Annotated in this window: 23 protein-coding genes; 15 read left to right on the forward strand and 8 right to left on the reverse strand. The window is 44.2% G+C overall.

The window, feature by feature from the left end; translation table 11 throughout:
• Nucleotides 1-56: 56 nt before the first annotated feature.
• Nucleotides 57-1265 (reverse strand): multidrug efflux MFS transporter, encoded by a 1209-nt coding sequence (locus UJ203_RS14605; protein ID WP_308315553.1) that lies wholly within the window; start codon nt 1263-1265, stop codon nt 57-59.
• Here UJ203_RS14605 and UJ203_RS14610 point away from each other — a divergent pair.
• Both UJ203_RS14610 and kapD read left to right on the forward strand, forming a co-directional pair.
• Nucleotides 1168-1371 (forward strand): hypothetical protein, encoded by a 204-nt coding sequence (locus UJ203_RS14610; RefSeq protein ID WP_044160312.1) that lies wholly within the window; start codon nt 1168-1170, stop codon nt 1369-1371. The genes UJ203_RS14605 and UJ203_RS14610 overlap by 98 nt on opposite strands.
• Nucleotides 1368-2066: a 3'-5' exonuclease KapD gene (gene kapD / locus UJ203_RS14615; protein WP_369810957.1), complete on the forward strand. Its 699-nt coding sequence runs from the start codon at nt 1368-1370 to the stop codon at nt 2064-2066. Before UJ203_RS14610 ends, kapD begins: the two co-directional genes overlap by 4 nt.
• 26 nt (nt 2067-2092) lie before the next feature.
• On the opposite strand, the gene UJ203_RS14620 is transcribed toward kapD, so the two are convergent.
• The 3 genes from UJ203_RS14620 to UJ203_RS14630 all read right to left on the reverse strand — a co-directional run bounded on the left by UJ203_RS14620 (nt 2093) and on the right by UJ203_RS14630 (nt 5100).
• The gene (locus UJ203_RS14620; protein WP_059334744.1) at nt 2093-2479 is read right to left on the reverse strand and encodes a kinase-associated lipoprotein B; all 387 of its coding nucleotides are present in this window, start codon (nt 2477-2479) and stop codon (nt 2093-2095) included.
• Nucleotides 2480-2524: 45 nt separating this feature from the next.
• A complete protein-coding gene (locus UJ203_RS14625; RefSeq protein ID WP_024122657.1) occupies nt 2525-3811 on the reverse strand; it encodes a sensor histidine kinase in 1287 nt (428 codons plus the stop codon).
• 125 nt (nt 3812-3936) lie between these two features.
• A complete protein-coding gene (locus UJ203_RS14630; RefSeq protein ID WP_105991656.1) occupies nt 3937-5100 on the reverse strand; it encodes a MalY/PatB family protein in 1164 nt (387 codons plus the stop codon).
• Between the two features lie 87 nt (nt 5101-5187).
• Here UJ203_RS14630 and UJ203_RS14635 point away from each other — a divergent pair, with 87 nt between their 5' ends.
• Nucleotides 5188-5448, forward strand: a complete 261-nt coding sequence (locus tag UJ203_RS14635) for a YugE family protein (protein WP_322011827.1) — start codon at nt 5188-5190, stop codon at nt 5446-5448.
• A gap of 26 nt (nt 5449-5474) precedes the next feature.
• On the opposite strand, the gene UJ203_RS14640 is transcribed toward UJ203_RS14635, so the two are convergent.
• Complete coding sequence (locus UJ203_RS14640) at nt 5475-6299, reverse strand: alpha/beta hydrolase (protein ID WP_322011830.1); 825 nt, start codon at nt 6297-6299, stop codon at nt 5475-5477.
• Nucleotides 6300-6448: 149 nt separating this feature from the next.
• On the opposite strand from UJ203_RS14640, the gene UJ203_RS14645 reads away from it, so the two are divergent.
• The 3 genes from UJ203_RS14645 to yugI all read left to right on the forward strand — a co-directional run bounded on the left by UJ203_RS14645 (nt 6449) and on the right by yugI (nt 8703).
• Nucleotides 6449-6949, forward strand: a complete 501-nt coding sequence (locus UJ203_RS14645) for an Lrp/AsnC family transcriptional regulator (RefSeq protein WP_322011832.1) — start codon at nt 6449-6451, stop codon at nt 6947-6949.
• The gene (locus UJ203_RS14650; protein WP_059292656.1) at nt 6950-8110 is read left to right on the forward strand and encodes an aminotransferase; all 1161 of its coding nucleotides are present in this window, start codon (nt 6950-6952) and stop codon (nt 8108-8110) included. It abuts the gene before it with no gap.
• Between the two features lie 200 nt (nt 8111-8310).
• Nucleotides 8311-8703 carry a S1 domain-containing post-transcriptional regulator GSP13 gene (gene yugI, locus UJ203_RS14655; protein WP_019259312.1) on the forward strand — a complete coding sequence of 131 codons (393 nt, stop codon included), beginning with the start codon at nt 8311-8313 and terminating at the stop codon, nt 8701-8703.
• Nucleotides 8704-8748: 45 nt separating this feature from the next.
• On the opposite strand, the gene UJ203_RS14660 is transcribed toward yugI, so the two are convergent.
• Nucleotides 8749-8985: a DUF378 domain-containing protein gene (locus UJ203_RS14660; protein WP_003220771.1), complete on the reverse strand. Its 237-nt coding sequence runs from the start codon at nt 8983-8985 to the stop codon at nt 8749-8751.
• A gap of 241 nt (nt 8986-9226) precedes the next feature.
• Between UJ203_RS14660 and UJ203_RS14665 the strand changes: the two genes are divergently transcribed.
• From UJ203_RS14665 to UJ203_RS14685, 5 genes are all read left to right on the forward strand, one after another.
• Nucleotides 9227-10390, forward strand: coding sequence for an iron-containing alcohol dehydrogenase (locus UJ203_RS14665; protein WP_322011838.1), 1164 nt, complete (start codon nt 9227-9229; stop codon nt 10388-10390).
• Between the two features lie 102 nt (nt 10391-10492).
• Nucleotides 10493-11665 (forward strand): iron-containing alcohol dehydrogenase, encoded by a 1173-nt coding sequence (locus UJ203_RS14670; protein WP_024122650.1) that lies wholly within the window; start codon nt 10493-10495, stop codon nt 11663-11665.
• 111 nt (nt 11666-11776) lie between these two features.
• On the forward strand, nt 11777-13129 hold the full coding sequence (locus UJ203_RS14675) for a glucose-6-phosphate isomerase (RefSeq protein ID WP_024122649.1): 1353 nt from the start codon (nt 11777-11779) through the stop codon (nt 13127-13129).
• 58 nt (nt 13130-13187) lie between these two features.
• Nucleotides 13188-13559: a hypothetical protein gene (locus UJ203_RS14680; protein WP_322011905.1), complete on the forward strand. Its 372-nt coding sequence runs from the start codon at nt 13188-13190 to the stop codon at nt 13557-13559.
• 60 nt (nt 13560-13619) lie between these two features.
• Nucleotides 13620-14024 carry a YugN-like family protein gene (locus UJ203_RS14685; RefSeq protein WP_024122647.1) on the forward strand — a complete coding sequence of 135 codons (405 nt, stop codon included), beginning with the start codon at nt 13620-13622 and terminating at the stop codon, nt 14022-14024.
• Here UJ203_RS14685 and UJ203_RS14690 read toward each other — a convergent pair.
• Nucleotides 14021-15007 carry a potassium channel family protein gene (locus UJ203_RS14690; protein ID WP_105955459.1) on the reverse strand — a complete coding sequence of 329 codons (987 nt, stop codon included), beginning with the start codon at nt 15005-15007 and terminating at the stop codon, nt 14021-14023. The two genes, UJ203_RS14685 and UJ203_RS14690, sit on opposite strands and share 4 nt — an antisense overlap.
• Nucleotides 15004-15258 carry a protein mistic gene (locus UJ203_RS14695; protein WP_024122645.1) on the reverse strand — a complete coding sequence of 85 codons (255 nt, stop codon included), beginning with the start codon at nt 15256-15258 and terminating at the stop codon, nt 15004-15006. The genes UJ203_RS14690 and UJ203_RS14695 overlap by 4 nt, the downstream gene beginning before the upstream one ends.
• Before the next feature lie 132 nt (nt 15259-15390).
• On the opposite strand from UJ203_RS14695, the gene UJ203_RS14700 reads away from it, so the two are divergent.
• The 4 genes from UJ203_RS14700 (at nt 15391) to UJ203_RS14715 (ending at nt 19560) form a co-directional block, all read left to right on the forward strand.
• Nucleotides 15391-15654: a hypothetical protein gene (locus UJ203_RS14700; protein ID WP_059335356.1), complete on the forward strand. Its 264-nt coding sequence runs from the start codon at nt 15391-15393 to the stop codon at nt 15652-15654.
• A gap of 44 nt (nt 15655-15698) precedes the next feature.
• Entirely contained in the window at nt 15699-16376 is a 678-nt protein-coding gene (locus tag UJ203_RS14705) for a zinc metallopeptidase (RefSeq protein ID WP_024122643.1), read from the forward strand.
• Nucleotides 16377-16419: 43 nt separating this feature from the next.
• Nucleotides 16420-17709: a hemolysin family protein gene (locus UJ203_RS14710; RefSeq protein ID WP_322011845.1), complete on the forward strand. Its 1290-nt coding sequence runs from the start codon at nt 16420-16422 to the stop codon at nt 17707-17709.
• A 186-nt stretch (nt 17710-17895) separates the two neighbouring features.
• Entirely contained in the window at nt 17896-19560 is a 1665-nt protein-coding gene (locus UJ203_RS14715) for an alpha-glucosidase (protein ID WP_322011847.1), read from the forward strand.
• Nucleotides 19561-19635 lie beyond the last annotated feature (75 nt).

Below are 19635 nucleotides of genomic sequence, written 5' to 3' on the forward strand. Positions count from 1 at the left end.
TCTTTTGAGTTTACGAGAAGGTTAAATTTAGAAGACTCCTCAATTTTTGCTGAGAATCAGCTTGCTTTGGCATACGATTCTTTTTGGAATTTCTTCATGATCCAAAGCAGGCAGGCACCTGCGAAAAAGAGAAATGCTGTGACATAAAAGGCTGCAGAGATATTGAAGTGACTCGATATAATACCGCCGAGAAGAGGTCCGAGAACGTTTCCTAAAAAGCGAAAGCTGACATTGTAGCCGAGGACTTCTCCCTGGATGGAGCCGGGAGCCTGAACGCGGATTGCCGCTGTGATGCATGGCAGAAGGCCGCCCATCGCCATCCCGAATAAAAACCTGAAAACTAGCAGCACACTGAATGAAGAAGCGAGTGCCTGCGGAATAAAAAATAAAGAGGCGGCGATTAAAAGCCCGATTAAGATGCGGCGGTGGCCGTAGCGGTCTCCTAAATCTCCCCATTTTCTTGCCAGCAGCAAACTGCCGAGTCCGGTTGCCGAAAATGCCATGCCGGAGAAAAAGGCCAGATTGTCAGATCCGTGCAGCTCGTTTACATATAAAGCGAGCAACGGCTGGATACTGAAATTTCCTGTTTGAATCAGCATGGTTAACAGCATCATGACCCAAAGCGCGGGCTGGTGAAAAATATAGGAGAGCACTTCTTTTCTCGTATAAGACTGACGTTTATTTATCTTCTCTGTGAGCGGCTGTTCTTTGACCCCGAATAACACGAGAAGAACGGCTGAGAAAATCACAAAGGATGTGATAAAAAAGGTATACGTAAAGCCGAAGTGGTCAGCAAGAACGCCTCCCAAAAGCGGGCCGAACAAGCTTCCGGACACTTGCCCCATTTGGAGCGTGCCAAGCGTTTTGCCGGCTGAGCTTTTAGGCGTCTGTGCGGAAATCATTGCAAGGGATGTCGGGATAAATCCGGTTACAAGCCCCATTGCCATACGCAGAAAAAACAATTGATAAACCGACGTGACAAAGCCCATTAATAAAATGCTGACGGCAATGCCGGTTCCGGTTGTCAAAAGGATTTTCTTGTAACCGCGTTTGTCTCCGAACCGCCCCCAGAATGGGGATACCAAAAAAGCCATTAAAAATGTAATGCCGAACACATAACCGCTCCACCTTTGCACAAAGCCGTTGGAAAAGGTGCTGAGCGTCTCAATATACAAGGAGAGAAAAGGGACGATCATCGTTGTGCTGGCTGATACAAAGAAATTCGCCAGCCACACAATGACAAAGTTTTTCTTGCGGATAGAAATAACATCACCTTCTTATTATTTCGGGTTCCTTACTAATTATAAAGAAACAGTGCACCATTTAAAAGAAACAATGCGGCTGGGAAAATTCATTATTTTTAGAAAATGAAGAAATGTAGAGAAGGAGAATTGATATACTATAAAGATAGCATTCTTCTGATCGGAGGAAAGGCAGGTGTAAAAATAGTGGAGGCAGGCAACTTACTCATTATTGATTTCGAATTTACGATGCCCGAAGGAAAATACAGTCCGCAAAATTTTTTTCCGGAAATCATTGAAGCAGGAATTGTAAAGTCGGTTAATGGTGAAGTAGTTGAGACGTTTTCGAGTTATATCAGGCCAAAAAAATTCCCCAAGCTGACGAAGCGCTGCAGATCATTTTTAAACATTACGCAAAACCAGGTAGATGAGGGGATGAGGTTCGAGGACTTTATCCGTAAATTAAATGAGCTTGATCCTGAAAAAAATTGCACGATCATCACGTGGGGAAACATGGATATGAAAGTGCTGAAGCAAAATTGTATGTTTAACCATATTCCTTTCCCTTTTAAAGGGGAGATGAGAGATTTATCGCTTGAATATAAAAACTTTTTTGGAGACCGGACACTCACTGGCTTGTGGAAGGCCGCGGAAGAGTACGGAGATAAAGGAACCGGTACCCATCATAAGGCGCTTGACGATGCTCTTACAGCCTATAAGCTTTTTAAGCTTGTCGAGCAGGATAAGCAGTATCTTGAAAAACCAAAACCGCCGACAATCGGCGAGAGGATTGATTTATCTGAACTGTTCCGGCGCGCCACATAAAAAACCCAATCTTTTGTCAGACTGGGTTATGGCCGGGTAAAGTATTCTTTTTCTAAAACGTCCAGATTGTTCAGGGAGCGCTTTGCCCATTCTGAATCATCTCCGGTCAGTTTGGCTCTCAGCTGTGCAACCGCTTCCCGCAAAGACTCGTTATAATCCGGCACTTCACTGTCATAGGGCTTCACCATATGATGAGGGATATTGGTCTGTTCGCCGAAAGCGAGCGCTCTTCTCTCATGGAAAAACGGCACATCTGCCTGTTTTGGATTGTGAAGGTCTCCTTGAGCGGGATGGGTAAGAACCGCCTTGATTTTGACTAAATAATGCTGCGGTCTGCAATCTGTTATTTCTCCTATGTATACACCTGTTTTGTAAAATCCTTTTACGATAGAGCCTTTCTCAAATGTACTCATCTGTTATCACCTCGCATTCATTCTATAAAAGTTCCAATTGATTTGCTAGTGAGGAAGGTCGGCAGGGAGCTTGATCGTCACAATGGTTCCTCTTTGAAAGCTGCTGCTGAACGAAATGGTACCGTGATGATGTTCAATGATGGAAAACGTCACAGTCAGTCCAAGTCCCGTTCCGTTCGTTTTTAAAGAATAATAAGGTTCACCCAGCTTCTGCATTTGGTGATCCGTCATGCCGACACCGTTATCTGAGATTTTGATTACGATCATATGGCCGCTTCTTTTGGCTGAAACTTGGATGACCCCTTTACCCGGGGGAACGGCTTCAATGCTGTTTTTCATGAGGTTGATCACAGCCTGCTTCAGCTTTGTTGCATCCCCGTATACCAAAAGGTCCGGCTCGGCGTCCGCCTCTACTGTCACAGATTTGTAATTGGCATACGAAATCATGAGGGAGCTCGTCTCTCTGATAAGAGAAGATAGATCAAAAATCTCTTTTTCATATAATTGCTGTTTGGCGATATCAAGATAATTTGTAATAATGCCCTGAGCCCGGTCAAGCTCTGACAGCACAAGCTTTTTATAATCCGCACTGGATTTGTTTTGAAAGGATTCATCATTAAAAAGCAGCTGGACAAATCCCCGGACAACTGTCAGCGGATTTCTAACTTCATGAGCCACACTTGCCGCAAGTTCACTCACAATTTCCATTTTTTCCGAATGAATAAGCTGGGAACGCAGGGCGATATTTTCTGCGATGCTTTCTATAATATAAATGCTTAAAAGAAGAACGATGCAGCGGAACAAACCCGATACAGCTGCCTCATAATATAAGGATTCTGAATTTTGAAAATTTAAAATATTCACGGCGGAAAAAACCAAGATGGAGGCGAAAAATAAGAAGATCTCCAAGCAACCGATGAATAAAGACAGCAGCAGTTTCCTCGCTTTGGACATGAATGGCCACTTTTTTTGAAGCAAAATTGGGATGATGATATGAAAAGGCAGCAAAGTGAAAACAAAAATGGCGGAAGGCTCAAAAAACAGCAGTTCAAAACATAAGACGGATGCGGCGACTGTTAGCCCGGAAGCAGTGTTTATGTAAAATAAACAAATGATGACAGGAATGATTTGAAGACCGTATTGGATGTAGTCCATTTCCTGTATAGGGAAGATAATGCATAAAACGGAGGCGCCGCATGCAAATAACGTGACCAATCCGTTGTTGATTTTTGGTACAAGGATTGACGGTTTTCCAAGCCAAAACACTTGGTAAAGAAGAATGGGAAACAAAATAAAGCAAATATGCAGGAGATAGTCTTTTAGAATTTCCATTCGAGTGAAATCCTTTCGTATAAAATATGAATCTATTATAACACTTATCATTAGAAGTAAAATACAAAATTTCTTAATAAAGAACGCCTTTACGATTGATGCGTAAAGGCGTTTGTGACGAATATTTACTCCAACGCTGTTTTTATCCGGCGCAGTCCGTCCTGCAAGGTTGCCAGAGGGCACCCTGCATTCAAACGCATAAATCCTTCTCCGCCAGGGCCGTATTTCTTGCCGGGCTCCAAAATAATTTTCCCTTTGTGCAGCATCTTTTGCTGCAGCTCTGCATCAGACAGGCCGTATGCGCGGAAATCGAGCCAGATCAGGTAAGACGCATCAGGCTTCATCATCTTGACATTCGGGAGCTCGCTGGTCAAAAAGGCTGCCGCCTCATCCATGTTTTTCTCAAGATAAGAAATCAGTTCATCAAGCCACGGCCCGCCTTTTGAGTAAGCGGCTTCGATTGCGCTCACGGCAAACGCGTTTAATCCGCCTAAACCGTTTCGCTGCAGGCTTGCTGAAAATTTAGCGCGCTTCAGCCGGTCTGGAATAATGATTGCTGACGCCTGCAAACCCGCGATGTTAAACGTTTTGCTCGGTGCTGCGCAAGTCACAGAAATCTCAGCGAAATCGTCAGAAAGAGAGGCAAACGGTGTATGGGTATTTCCGTAGAGCATCAAATCGGAATGAATTTCATCTGAAACGACTGTAACGCCGTGTTCCAGGCATAATTCGCCGAGCTTCAGCAAATCTTCCCGGCCCCAGGCACGCCCTGAAGGGTTATGCGGATTGCATAAAATAAACATTTTGACGCTCGGATCACTGATTTTTGTCTCCAAATCTTCAAAATCCATTACATATGTTCCGTCTTTTTCTTTAAGCGGATTATGTAAAATACGCCGGCCGTTTTTCTCAATCATATGGTAAAAAGGAGTGTAAACAGGGGATTGGACAATCACTTGATCCTTTGGTTCTGTAAAAGCCTGAACCGCCATGCCCAAAGCTGTGACAACACCGGGACTGAATGCAATGCTTTCCGGGTTCACCTTCCAGCTGTGCCGGTTATGCATCCATGCACACACTGCATCTTTTGTTTTCTGATCTGGAGCTGTATATCCGAAAATCCCTTGTTCTAGGCGCTGTTTTAATGCTTCTGTTATGGCTTCCGGCGCACGAAAATCCATATCCGCCACCCACATCGGGAGTGCGTCTGTCACGCCGAACAATTCGCCCGTCTTGTCCCATTTGACGGATTGGGTGCCGAGGCGCTGTTCTTGTTTATCAAAATTCATTCTGATCCACCTCTTATGTATGTTTATTTTTCTTAGCGTAACTATGATAAAATAGATCTGCAAATTTTATTATAAGGGGTGATGAAAATGGAAGAAAGTCAAGCAGTCAGGGAAATGATCAATGTCATTGCCAAATGGGACCCGTTTAAATATGGTGAAGATTTTTATGAAACGGAGGCTGTTGATGTCGTACAGGCCGTCTATGATGAAGACGATCCTGAAGTGTTAGCGAAAAGCATACAGCATATTTTCGAAGCTTCTTTTGAACAAACACTTCCTGTCGACAGCTGCCGGAATGTGGCTGGCCAGCTGCTGTTCATTAAAGACAGCAGCTCTTGCACGCCTTGAAAAAACCGGTATACAAACCGGTTTTTTTATTCTGTGATAAACTCTGCAATTCGTTCGGAAACGAATTCAGGGCGTTCCTCCGGCACCAAATGCCCTGTTTCCCGCAATGAATACAGTTTGGAATCCGGCAGGTCACGGTGCAGGCGTTCGCCGATTTTCAACGGAACCACCTTGTCTTCCTCGCCCCAAATCAATAAAGCGGGTTTGTTGATCTTTTTCAATTCCTCAGACTGTAAATCTCCTTCTCTGTGCCGGATGAACCTCGTCATTGCTTTGAAAATCTGTTCATCTTGAAAAGGCTTGCCGTAGCCGTCAATCATCACCTCGTCAATCAGCGATTTGTTGTGGACGACATTTAATAAGTTTTTCATCACGCCTTCTTTGGAAAGCCAGCGTTTTATATAAAGATGAAAATATGGGAGGTGAGTCCCGAAGATAATCGTCGGGTGTGAGCGCTTTAAATAACCTGAACTGCAAAGAAGCACAATCTTCGAGAAGAGATCAGGCTTTAATAGAGCTGCCGACAGCGATATCTGTCCTCCCATCGAATGCCCGACAAGCGCCGCCTGTTTGACTTGCAAGTGCTCCAGGAGTCCGATGATAAGCATGGCGAGGTTTTGATAGGTATATATAAATGTCCTTGATTTTTCTGATTGGCCGAAAGGAGGCAAATCGAGCGCGATGATGTCATACTGGTCCCGAAGCAAGGGGATTAATTTTCTGTAGCTGAAAGCAGAAGATAAAAAACCGTGTACGCAGACAATTGTTTGTTTGCCCGGATTTTGATAGTGCTCATAATATACATGTACTCCTCCGACTTTAACACGCCTTATTGGTGTAACCGCCTCCATTTTGCCGTCACTCCCTTCATAGGATGTCCTGTATTATGCCCTGAAATTGTCAGTTCTAGCGGAAGTTTCTCCTCGTTTTTTCTTAGCATTCGTCAAAAAACGTGATATAATGTCATGAGATTTCTTGACATTGCAAAGGTGTGAATTGAATGAAATTGACCGAGAAAGAAACAGAAATATTAGAAATTTTAGACGAAAACAGCCGCGCCGACCTAGAAACAATCGCAAAGATGGCCGGTATCCCTGTAAATGAAGTAAGAGCGATCATTGACAAATTGGAAAAAGAAAAGGTTATCATCGATTATTCCGCTATGATCGACTGGCGGAAGGTGGACGGCCATGAAGGCGTGACAGCCATGATTGATGTTAAAGTCACTCCGAAGCGCGGAGTCGGTTTTGACGAAGTGGCGGAGCGGATTTACCGATTCCAGGAGGTAGAATCAGTCTATCTGATGTCAGGCGTATACGACCTGTCTGTCGTGATCCGCGGCAATTCAATGTCTGACGTTGCGCGTTTCGTATCTGATAAACTGTCAACGCTTGATTCAGTTGTGTCTACGACAACACATTTTATCCTGAAAAAATACAAGCATGACGGCAAAGTATTTGAAACGGGAGACGACGACAAAAGAATCGTGGTGTCACCGTAAATGACTTCTTATTTATCCGATTATGTACAACAAATAAAACCATCCGGCATCCGCAGATTCTTTGATTTGGCGGCAACGATGGAAGGTGTTATTTCTTTAGGGGTCGGAGAACCTGACTTTGTAACGGCTTGGAATGTCCGTGAAGCAAGCATTCTTTCCCTTGAACAAGGGTATACGTCATATACCGCTAATGCAGGTTTATACTCATTGCGGGAGGAAATCAGCCGTTATGTCAGCAGCCGGTTTGGTCTTGCATACTCTCCTGACGATGAACTGATTGTGACGGTAGGGGCGAGTCAGGCTTTGGATATTGCGATCCGCGCCATTGTAAACCCCGGTGAGGAAGTGATTATTCCTGAGCCGTGTTTTGTGGCGTATGAATCGCTTGTGTCTTTGACAGGCGGCGTCCCTGTTCATGTCCATACGACGGCTGATAAAGGTTTTAAAGCAACTGCTGAAGATTTTGAAGCGGCAGTGACCGAAAAAACAAAGGCCATTCTCATTTGTTCGCCTTCGAATCCGACCGGCTCGGTTTACTCAAAGAAAGAGTTACATGAAATTGCTGAGTTTGCCAAAACACATGATTTGATTGTACTGAGCGACGAGATTTACGCGGAACTGACATACGATGAGGAATTTACAAGCATAGCAGCATTCCCGGGGATGAAAGAGCGAACAGTTGTCATTTCGGGATTTTCAAAGGCATTTGCCATGACAGGCTGGAGACTCGGCTTCGCCGCGGCGCCTTCAGAAATCCGCAACGCGATGCTTAAAATCCACCAGTATGCGATGATGTGCGCGCCTGCAATGGCGCAATACGCAGCGCTTGAAGGATTAAAAAACGGAATAGAAGACGTAGAAAAGATGAAAAAGAGCTACCGAAGAAGACGTAATTTGTTTGTCGAAACGCTAAATGAAATCGGTCTCAGCTGCCACCATCCGAGCGGTGCTTTCTATGCTTTCCCATCCATCAAAAGCACTGGGATGAGCTCAGAACAGTTTGCCGAGGAGCTCCTGATGCAGGAAAAAGTAGCCGTTGTTCCCGGTAATGTGTTTGGGCCGAGCGGAGAAGGATATATCCGCTGTTCATATGCGACATCAATTGAACAGCTGCAAGAAGCATTGGTCAGAATGAAGCGCTTCTTACACAAAACAACATAAAAAAAGATACGAACCTTTTGTTCGCATCCAATAAAAGGGGGAATACTAGAAAGCCTTTGGTATTTGCAGTATACCCTCTTTTTGATATGCTTAAACCTGATATCATATAAAAAAGTTTCCTTTGCGGAAATGAAACATGTATGATATAATTTTAAATTGCGTATAAACAGATATTTAATTTAACTTAGGAGTTGTTATGAATGGCAGCAAAATTTGAAGTGGGCAGTGTTTACACTGGTAAAGTTACAGGATTACAAGCGTATGGTGCGTTTGTTGCATTAGATGAAGAAACTCAAGGTTTAGTACACATTTCTGAAGTGACTCACGGTTTCGTAAAAGACATCAACGAGCACCTTTCGGTTGGCGACGAAGTACAAGTAAAAGTACTAGCTGTTGACGAAGAAAAAGGAAAAATCAGCCTTTCTATTCGTGCGACACAAGCTGCGCCTGAGAAAAAAGAAAGCAAACCAAGAAAACCTAAAGCTGCGCAAGTAAGCGAAGAAGCTTCTGCACCACAAGGTTTCAACACATTAAAAGATAAGCTTGAAGAGTGGATCGAAATGTCCAACCGCAAAGATCTTATCAAAAAATAAGCATGAAAAAGCACCGGACAGGAATGTTCGGTGCTTTTTTTTATCCTATCGCATTTCAGGATTTGCTGCCTCTTCACGTGATCTTTCCTCGTTTGGTTTAAACAGCAGACCGAGGTTGATTAAACCGGCGATTCCGACAAGACCGTAAATAATACGGGAAAGAGCTGACCCTTGGCCGCCGAAGATGGCCGCTACTAAATCAAATTGGAAAAATCCGATCAGTCCCCAGTTAATAGCGCCAATGATCGTTAATACAAGGCAAATTCTCTGAATTGTACTCATGTTTTGCAACCTCCTCCATGAATTATTAAAACAGTTATAGATTGTGACAAATTGGAGAATCTATACATGCATTCTCCATATTGAGAGTAGCCGGACGAAACGGCCCAAACTCAGCTTGTATCTGTTCCTTTCCCAGCATCTTGCAAATGAAAACTGCCCGATACGCTGAAAACGGAAAGAGCTGATTGCTTTACATGGAGCGCAGGCATTCTGCATAATGAAAATCTAAGGAGGAGATGTCATGCAAAACTTTACATATTGGAATCCGACGAAATTAATTTTCGGCCGCGGAGAAGTTGAAAAACTCCCGGAGGAACTGAAACCTTACGGAAAAAATGTATTGTTAGTCTACGGAGGCGGAAGCATTAAACGCAGCGGCCTTTATGATCAAGTGATGGAACAGCTGAATAAAGCCGGTGTCACGGTGCATGAATTAGCAGGCGTAGAGCCGAACCCGCGTGTGTCGACTGTTAATAAAGGTGTTGCGATCTGCAAAGAAAACAACATTGATTTCTTATTGGCTGTCGGCGGCGGAAGTGTCATCGACTGTACAAAGGCGATTGCTGCGGGGGCAAAGTATGATGGTGATGCGTGGGATATCGTAACGAAAAAACACCAGCCGAAGGAAGCTTTGCCGTTCGGAACTGTATTGACTCTCGCCGCAACCGGTTCTGAAATGAACGCAGGTTCAGTTATTACCAACTGGGAAACAAAAGAGAAATATGGCTGGGGCAGCCCGCTCGTGTTCCCTAAATTCTCTATTTTGGACCCAGTGAACACATTTACTGTTCCTAAAAACCACACGATCTACGGAATGGTTGATATGATGAGCCACGTGTTTGAACAATACTTCCACCATGTATCAAACACACCTTACCAGGATCGCATGTGCGAATCTCTTTTACGCACAGTCATCGAAACAGCGCCTAAGCTGATCAATGATCTTGAAAATTACGAACTGCGTGAAACGATTCTTTACACAGGGACAATCGCTTTAAACGGTATGCTGTCAATGGGTGCAAGAGGGGATTGGGCAACTCATAATATCGAACATGCCGTTTCAGCCGTTTACGATATTCCGCATGCCGGCGGACTTGCGATTCTCTTCCCGAACTGGATGAGACATACATTATCAGAAAACCCGGCCCGCATGAAGCAGCTTGCGGTGCGTGTGTTTGATGTAGAACAATCTGGAAAATCGGATGAGGAAATTGCGCTGGAAGGCATCGACAAGCTGTCTGCTTTCTGGACAAGCCTAGGCGCTCCAAACCGTCTGGCTGACTACGATATAAATGACGAACAGCTCGACACAATTGCCGACAAGGCAATGGCCAACGGTACGTTCGGCCAGTTTAAATCACTTAACAAAGAAGATGTGCTCGCTATTTTAAAAGCATCTCTATAACAAAAGGGGGAAACAGCCGATCCGGCTGCTTCCCTTTTTCTTTGGACTTATGTTACAATTGTTAATCTGTTTTTTGATACAGCAGTATTTGGAGGTTTTACAATGGAAAATTTCACTTATTATAACCCGACGAAGCTGATCTTCGGAAAAGGCCAGCTTGAACAATTAAGAAAAGAATTAAAGCAATACGGAAAAAATGTATTGTTAGTCTACGGAGGCGGAAGCATTAAACGTAATGGCCTTTATGACCAGGTAACAGGCATATTAAAAGAAGAAGGCGCCGCTGTCTATGAACTGCCGGGGGTAGAGCCGAACCCGCGTCTTGCAACTGTGGAAAAAGGCATTGACCTATGCAGACAGCATGATATTGATTTTCTGCTTGCTGTGGGCGGCGGAAGTGTAATTGACTGCACAAAAGCGATCGCTGCGGGAGTAAAATACGACGGAGACGCTTGGGACATTTTCAGCAAGAAAGTAACAGCCGAAGATGCACTGCCGTTCGGTACCGTTCTAACCCTTGCTGCTACAGGTTCTGAAATGAACCCTGACTCTGTGATTACAAACTGGGAAACAAACGAGAAATTTGTATGGGGAAGCAATGTAACTCATCCGCGGTTCTCGATTTTAGACCCTGAAAATACGTTTACAGTGCCTGAAAATCAAACGGTTTACGGTATGGTTGACATGATGAGTCACGTGTTTGAACAATACTTCCATAATGTCGAAAACACACCGCTGCAAGACAGAATGTGCTTTGCCGTTCTGCAGACGGTAATCGAAACAGCTCCAAAACTATTAGAGGATCTGGAAAATTACAAACATCGTGAAACGATTTTATATGCTGGCACAATCGCTCTGAATGGCACGCTTCAAATGGGCTACTTCGGCGACTGGGCTTCTCACACTATGGAGCATGCCGTATCAGCTGTTTACGATATTCCGCATGCCGGCGGACTCGCGATCCTGTTCCCGAACTGGATGAGATACACGCTTGATACAAATGTCGGCCGCTTTAAAAACCTTATGCTCAATATGTTTGACATTGATACAGAAGGCAAAACGGATAAAGAAATCGTGCTTGAAGGTATCGACAAGCTGTCTGCGTTTTGGACAAGTCTGGGTGCGCCTTCCCGTTTATCCGACTATGATATCGGAGAGGAAAAACTGGAACTGATTGCTGATATCGCAGCCAAAGAAATGGAGCATGGCGGCTTCGGCAACTTCCAAAAACTGAACAAAGATGACGTGCTTGCCATCCTTCGCGCGTCACTCTGATTTCTAAGGACGGAATGCAGTCATTCCGTCCTTTCTTCTTGACTTGATTTCACAGATAAGTTCATATAAAGTGAAAGATGAAAACATTATACCGTTATGGAGGGACAAGCAATGACGCATGTACGCTTTGACTACTCAAAAGCGTTGACTTTCTTCAACGAACATGAACTTACATATTTGCGCGACTTTGTAAAAACAGCACACCATAATATTCATGAAAAAACAGGCGCGGGCAGCGATTTTCTAGGCTGGGTGGACCTCCCTGAACATTATGATAAAGAAGAATTTGCGCGAATTAAAAAAAGCGCGGAAAAAATCAAATCTGACTCTGATGTATTGCTTGTTGTCGGTATCGGCGGTTCTTACCTCGGTGCGCGGGCAGCGATTGAAGCGCTTAATCACGCGTTTTACAATACACTGCCAAAAGCAAAACGAGGCAATCCGCAAGTCATTTTCATCGGAAACAACATCAGTTCATCTTATATGAGAGATGTCATGGATCTTCTCGAAGATGTTGACTTCTCCATTAACGTCATCTCTAAATCAGGTACAACAACTGAACCTGCAATCGCTTTCCGTATTTTCCGCAAGCTTCTTGAAGAGAAATACGGCAAAGAAGAAGCGAAAGCGCGGATTTACGCGACAACTGATAAAGAGCGCGGCGCGTTAAAAACACTTTCTAACGAAGAAGGCTTCGAATCATTTGTCATTCCTGATGATGTCGGCGGCCGTTATTCTGTCTTAACAGCTGTTGGTCTCCTGCCGATTGCTGTCAGCGGCGTCAACATTGACGACATGATGAAAGGCGCATTTGATGCGAGCAAGGATTTTGCCACATCAGAATTGGAAGATAACCCTGCATACCAGTATGCGGTCGTTCGCAATGTGCTTTACAATAAAGGCAAAACGATTGAAATGCTTATCAACTATGAGCCGGCGCTTCAATATTTTGCGGAGTGGTGGAAGCAGCTGTTCGGCGAAAGTGAAGGCAAAGACGAGAAGGGCATTTATCCTTCTTCTGCCAACTATTCAACAGACCTTCACTCATTAGGACAGTACGTACAGGAAGGCCGCAGAGACTTGTTCGAAACGGTGCTGAATGTCGAAAAACCTAAACACGAGCTGACAATCGAAGAAGCGGATAACGATCTTGACGGCTTAAACTATTTAGCCGGAAAAACTGTAGACTTCGTTAATAAAAAGGCATTCCAAGGTACAATGCTGGCTCATACAGACGGAAATGTTCCGAACTTAATCGTCAACATTCCTGAGCTGAATGCATATACTTTTGGATACCTTGTTTATTTCTTCGAAAAAGCCTGCGCGATGAGCGGTTATCTCCTCGGCGTCAATCCTTTTGACCAGCCTGGAGTAGAAGCATATAAAGTCAATATGTTTGCATTGCTTGGCAAACCTGGCTTTGAAGAGAAAAAAGCTGAGCTTGAAAAACGTCTCGAAGATTAATGTACGAAAGCTGACTGGCATTTGCCGGTCGGCTTTTTATAAAATCAGAAAGGTGCTGATGTTCATGAAACAAATGGTCAAACATCTCATCATTGCGGGTTTTTCTGCAGCTGTTTTAGTTATTCTCATATCCTTGGATGCCGTGAATACAGAGTTTTCTTCCAACCTTGGCGGCACACTCTCACACTTTTTTATCCACACCTTTCTTCTGATCGGGCTGCCGCTTGCCATTTTTACCGATGCGGTGCACCATTTTCTGAAATTGAAGCGATCTCACACCCTTTTAACAAAGTTAGGACTCTATGCAGCTGTTGTCTATGTTTCATGGGAATCTGCAGCGGGGATTGCTGCAGCGATGACTGTTTACTTCTTAATTGAATGCGCTTTCTTTTCGGTTGGCCGTGCAAAGGAAAAAACGGTTTCCATGTAATCAGCCTCTGAATGAAGTCTTGTTCTGCGGGACAGGATAAATGAAAAAAGGGGCAGTTTGATGATTACGATACCTTCCGCGATAGATGGACAGCCTTTCTTGCTTCAAGAGCTGGAACAAGTCATGAAGCCGCTCGGTTATGTGATAAACGGCGGCTGGGAGTACGACCACGGCTATTTTGATTATAAAATTGATGATAGAGACGGATATTTATTTTTAAGAATTCCCGTCAATGCCATACAAGGAAGTCTGGATGAACGCGGGGCAGCTGTCCGTATCGGAACTCCGTTTATGCTGAGGCAGGTGTTCCAGGCAGGCCTTGATGATCATGCTGAAGGAGGGCCGTTTCAATCGCTGTTTAATCAATTTTCTGAGCCCGAGAGACGGGACGCAGAGATTGATCCGGCGTATTTGGATATCGGCGCCTCCCTTGTCAAAGAGCTGGAGGATGTTTTGTTGGGTTAAAGCGCAAGGAACTGATCCGTTCCAAGCACTTTATATGAAAGAGGAGGGGTAATCATAGGCCCTTCCTCTTTTTGTATGCCGATAATAGTGGTGTTGTGATCAAGAAAATAGAGGACGCATGTTTTATAAGCGGCACCATGCAGTTCAGAAGGAACCGAAATCAGCCGCACTTTTTTATCGAGTGTCAGCTCGATTAAGCTTTGCGGTTTAGACAGCTGCAATTTGACCCGGTAATGTTCCAGCATCACGCGGCTTAAGAGCTGAGACGTCCCGATAATTTTATTAGCGCCCGCCCGTTCTGCATTGGTGACAAAGCGGTCTGTCAGAATTTCGACAATACAGTAAGCCAGCGGATTCAATCCTTTGACTGATAACAGAATCAGCACCGACAGCATGTCCGCCTCCGCTTCACTTTTATATTGGTCGGCAGTGACCATAACTGTGTCCGCCTCAGTAATATTGGCTCGTTTCAGCGTTTCATCATCAGCGGCGTGTCCGCGTATGAAATGGACATTTTCAATGAGCGGCCCTTCTTTTAACGATTCATCAATCAGAACGACTGTCTTGGAGGGCGCCGCCAGCTGAAGCTCTCTCAAAAGGCGATTTGATTTTTCATTCCAGCCGATAATAATCACATGGCCCCGTCCTTTGTAAGCGACCTTTCCCTCTATGTAGCGGTGCTGTTTGCTGAAAGCGGCAGCGGATAAGGTGGCAAAGTAAGCAGTGACAAAGCTTGCGCCGATGAATATCAGCAGCATTCCGGCTGCTTGACCAAGCGGCGTGTGCGGCACATAGTCTCCGTAGCCCACTGTTGAGATGGTAACCACGGCCCACCAAATACCTTCGAAGACGGAAGTAAACTGCTCGGGCTCAAGTAAATAAATGATTTGCCCGAACAAAAGAATCAGAAAAAGAATGATCAGCCCGATTCGGATAAATAACGGCCATCTCAGCCAAGAAATAAAGATCCGGTTTGACTTCATTCTTTTTCCCCTTCTTCAGATAATGAAATAGATAAAATCTGTTTAATAATCGTATTCAGCTTCTCATTTAGCTTTTCCTGACCGTACAGGTCGCGGGCCTGCTTCATGAGATCAGCTGTATCGTCTTCCAGCTGAATGAGCGGTTCGTCGATTTCGGATTCATTATAAAACTGGATAAATACGTCCAGCCCTTCATTCATCCGGTCAATCGCTGTACTCAGCTGTTCCTTTTCCTCGCTCGTCACTTTCATGTTCATCACACCCGTGCTCTTTTTATAACAGTATGTCCCACTTCCGCCATTGTTTTTCAAAAAATGAACAAAACATATAAAACCGGATTTCTCCATAAACTAAAACAAATAGGCGAAAAAAGGATGGAACAGATGACGATCATTCAAAGAACCGTCGTGGTTTTGATCGGTACGCAGCTTGCGGCATCCGCAGTGATTTTGTTTATTTTCGACTTGAATTCGTATAATCACTTCTCCGATAGCTTCTCATGGCATCATTTTTTAAAAGAGCTGATTGGAGGCTTTTCTTTTTATTTGTTTTCGGCCGGCTTGTTCCTTTTGCTTATCGGAATGTGTGCGCCTAGACGGAAGAAGAAGCGCTTTTCTGTACACGAGAAAGAAAACTCATTAAAATAATCGTAATAAAGAAACATACGATCTTTAAAAAAGGATGATGAAACATGCTGTTTATATTTTTAACAATAGCCGCATTGGGATTGTCGTTTTGGGCACAATTTAAAGTAAAGAGCAACTTTGAAAAATATTCAAAAGTGGAAGCCTCAAGCGGTCGAACAGGGGCAGAAACGGCAAGACGGATTCTAGATATAAACGGTCTTTACGACGTGCCGGTCGAACCGGTAAGAGGCGCTTTAACAGACCATTACGACCCGACAAGACGGGTGGTGCGTTTATCTGAGCCGGTCTATTACGGCCGCTCAATTTCCGCCATCTCCGTAGCTTCCCATGAAGTCGGACATGCCTTGCAGCATCAGGAGTCATATGGTGCGCTTGTGCTGAGACATAAAATTTTCCCAGTCGTGAATTTTGCATCCGGTGTAGCTCCTTTGCTTTTCTTAGGAGGCATGCTTCTCGGCAGCCTGAATTTGATCGGGCTTGGCATCATTCTGTTTTCAGCCGCTGTCTTTTTCCAGCTGATCACACTGCCTGTCGAATTCAATGCAAGTTCACGCGCGAAGCAAATTATTGTGTCAGAAGGATTCATCCGGAACAATGAAGAGAATGGGGTAAATAAAGTGCTGAGCGCCGCCGCCTTAACGTATGTGGCCGCCGCCCTGGTTTCCCTGTTTGAACTTCTTCGCTTTGTGATGATCTTCTTAAACGGTCGTAATGAGAATTAACGTTAAGGAGGTGGCCCCTTACCATTTATGGTAAGGGCTTTTTTTGCTTATATTACAATTGATCGCCATTTTTGTTTTGATTGGCATTACGGCTGTTTTCGTTGCAGCCGAATTTGCAATCGTCAAAATCAGAGGTTCAAAAATCAATCAGCTCATCGAAAGCGGAGACAGCCGGGCGCTTGCCGCACATAAGATCATCTCCAATCTTGACGAGTATTTATCAGCCTGCCAGCTCGGGATTACAATTACAGCACTCGGCCTTGGATGGCTTGGTGAACCGACATTTGAACGCATTCTTCATCCCTTATTTACAGCGGCAGGCATACCGGAACCGTTTAACCACATTGTCACATTTGTAATTGCATTTATCATCGTCACTTTTTTGCATGTGGTAATGGGTGAGCTTGCGCCGAAAACGGTTTCCATTCAAAAGGCTGAAGCTGTCAGTTTATGGATTGCAAAGCCGCTGATCTGGTTTTATAAAATCACATATCCGTTTATCAAAGCATTGAATGGCTCTGCAAGTTTTCTTGTGAAATTGTTTGGCTTTCATTCAGTCAAGGAGCATGAGGTTGTCATCAGCGAGGAAGAACTGAGGCTGATCCTGTCAGAAAGCTATGAAAAAGGGGAAATCAACCAGTCCGAATTTCGCTATGTGAATAAGATTTTTGAATTCGACAACCGGGTGGCGAGAGAAATTATGATTCCGCGAACAGAAATCGCTGTCATCTCTCTGGAGCAGTCGCTTGAAGAAGCGATTCATCTCATCATTAACGAACGGTATACACGGTATCCTGTCATCAAAGAAGATAAGGATCATATTTTAGGGATTATCAACAGCAAAGATATGTTTAAAGCGTATTTTCTCGGCCAGCCGATTAAGCTGAAGCAAATTATGAGACCTGTCATCAGGGTCATTGAAAACATTCCTGTTCAGCAGCTTTTAATCCGCATGCAGAAGGAACGGATTCATATGGCCATTCTCGTTGATGAATACGGGGGAACGGCGGGACTTGTAACTGTCGAGGATATTATCGAAGAAATTGTCGGGGAAATCCGTGATGAATATGATCAGGATGAAACGCCGCATATTTTGAAAAAAGGCGAGCACCATTATGTGATGGATGGCAAAGCGCTAATAGATGAAGTGAATGACCTGCTCGACATTGCCATTGAGAATGAAGAAATTGATACGATTGCAGGCTGGCTTCTGACGCAAAAAATGGAGCTGGAAGCAGGAGATGTGATACAGGCGGAGGGCTGCGAGTTTAAAATCCTCGACGCCGAAGACCATCACATTCGATTTGTCGAAATCAAAAAAACAGAGTTTTAATCAAAAACAGCCGGGCTGGATCGCGGCTGTTTTTTTGAGTTCAAAGAAAATCAGGACCAAAGGCTTCTGAAAAATTGATCAGTCTCCTGTCATCGGCAAGAGGCTTTTTTTCTGAAAAAATGAATGCTTCAAAGGCCTTTTTCTACATAAGATATAAAAACCGCACACGCAGGAAGGAGTGGCTGTATGAAAAAGGCTTGGTGGAAGGAAGCGGTGGTCTACCAAATTTATCCCCGCAGCTTCAAGGATTCAAACAGCGATGGAATCGGGGATATTCAAGGAATCAGGTCCAAGCTTCCGTACATAAAAGAACTTGGTGCCGATGTGATTTGGATTTGTCCTTTGTACGACTCACCCAATGCGGATAACGGCTATGATATAAGAGATTACAAAAACATATTGAGCGATTTCGGCACAATGGCAGATTTCGATCAGCTGCTTCATGATATTCATGAGCTTGGCATGAAGCTCATTATGGATCTTGTCGTGAATCATACAAGTGATGAACATCCATGGTTCATTGAATCACGTGCATCTTTACAATCCCAAAAACGCGACTGGTATATTTGGAAGGACGGGAAAGACGGAAAAGAGCCAAACAATTGGGAAAGCATTTTCGGAGGATCGGCTTGGCAGTATGATCAGCAGACAAGCCAGTATTATCTCCACCTTTTTGATAAAAAGCAGCCAGACCTGAACTGGGAAAATCAAGAGGTAAGAAACGCCGTTTATGACATGGTCAATTGGTGGCTCGATAAAGGCATAGACGGATTTCGGGTGGATGCCATTTCTCATATTAAGAAAAAAGAAGGGCTGCCTGATCTGCCGAATCCGAAAGGGCTGTCCTATGTTCCTTCTTTTCCTTATCATATGAATGCTGAGGGCATATTGGATTTTTTAACAGAGCTGAAGGAAAACACATTTTCCCGCTATCCGATCATGACGGTCGGAGAGGCAAACGGTGTCGCGGCAAAGGAGGCGGCTGAGTGGGCGGGAGAGGAATCCGGCATTTTCAGCATGATTTTTCAATTTGAACATCTCGGTCTGTGGGATATTGAGATCAATGAAAGTATCGATATCGTAGCATTCAAACGGATTTTAACAGAGTGGCAGAACCGTTTAGAGGGAATCGGCTGGAATGCTTTGTTTATGGAAAACCATGATCAGCCCCGTTCTGTTTCTGTATGGGGAGACGACGGGAATTCCTTAAAGGAAAGTGCAAAAGCGCTCGCCGCTGTTTATTTTCTGATGAAAGGCACGCCGTTTATTTATCAGGGACAGGAAATCGGCATGACCAATGTGGCGTTTCCTTCCATTGAGGATTATGATGATGTCGCGATGAAGCGGCTGTATGACATAGAGACCGCAAAAGGCGCTTCTCACGAGGAAGTGATGAAGATTGTCTGGAAAAAGGGAAGAGACAATTCTCGAACACCAATGCAATGGAATGCTTCTTGTCACGCTGGGTTTTCTGATGCCAAGCCATGGATTGGGATAAATGACAATTACACATGGCTGAACGCCGAGGCGCAAATAAACGATAACACATCTGTCTATCACTTTTACAAAAGCTTGATCAAACTCCGCCAAACATATGATGTATTTATTTATGGCCAATACGAGCTGATTTTGCCGGAAGATCAGCAAATCTTTGCATACCTTCGCAAAAACGAGAGCCAAACTGCGCTAATTGCGGCAAATCTGACGGGTGCGCCGGCGTTCTGCAGATATCCCGCATTGCCGTTATCTTCTGACAAACTTCTATTGTCGAATATGGAAACAGAACCGCACAAGCATACGACATCACTGCTGTTAAAACCTTATGAAGCCAGAGTATATCTATGGCAATAAAACTCCAGAAACAAGCTGGAGTTTTTGTTTTCTTCAGGTTTATGAGCCTGGTTTAACAGGAAAAAAAGAACACAG

Source organism: Bacillus sp. V26 (assembly GCF_034296245.1).
GTDB lineage: Bacteria > Bacillota > Bacilli > Bacillales > Bacillaceae > Bacillus > Bacillus halotolerans.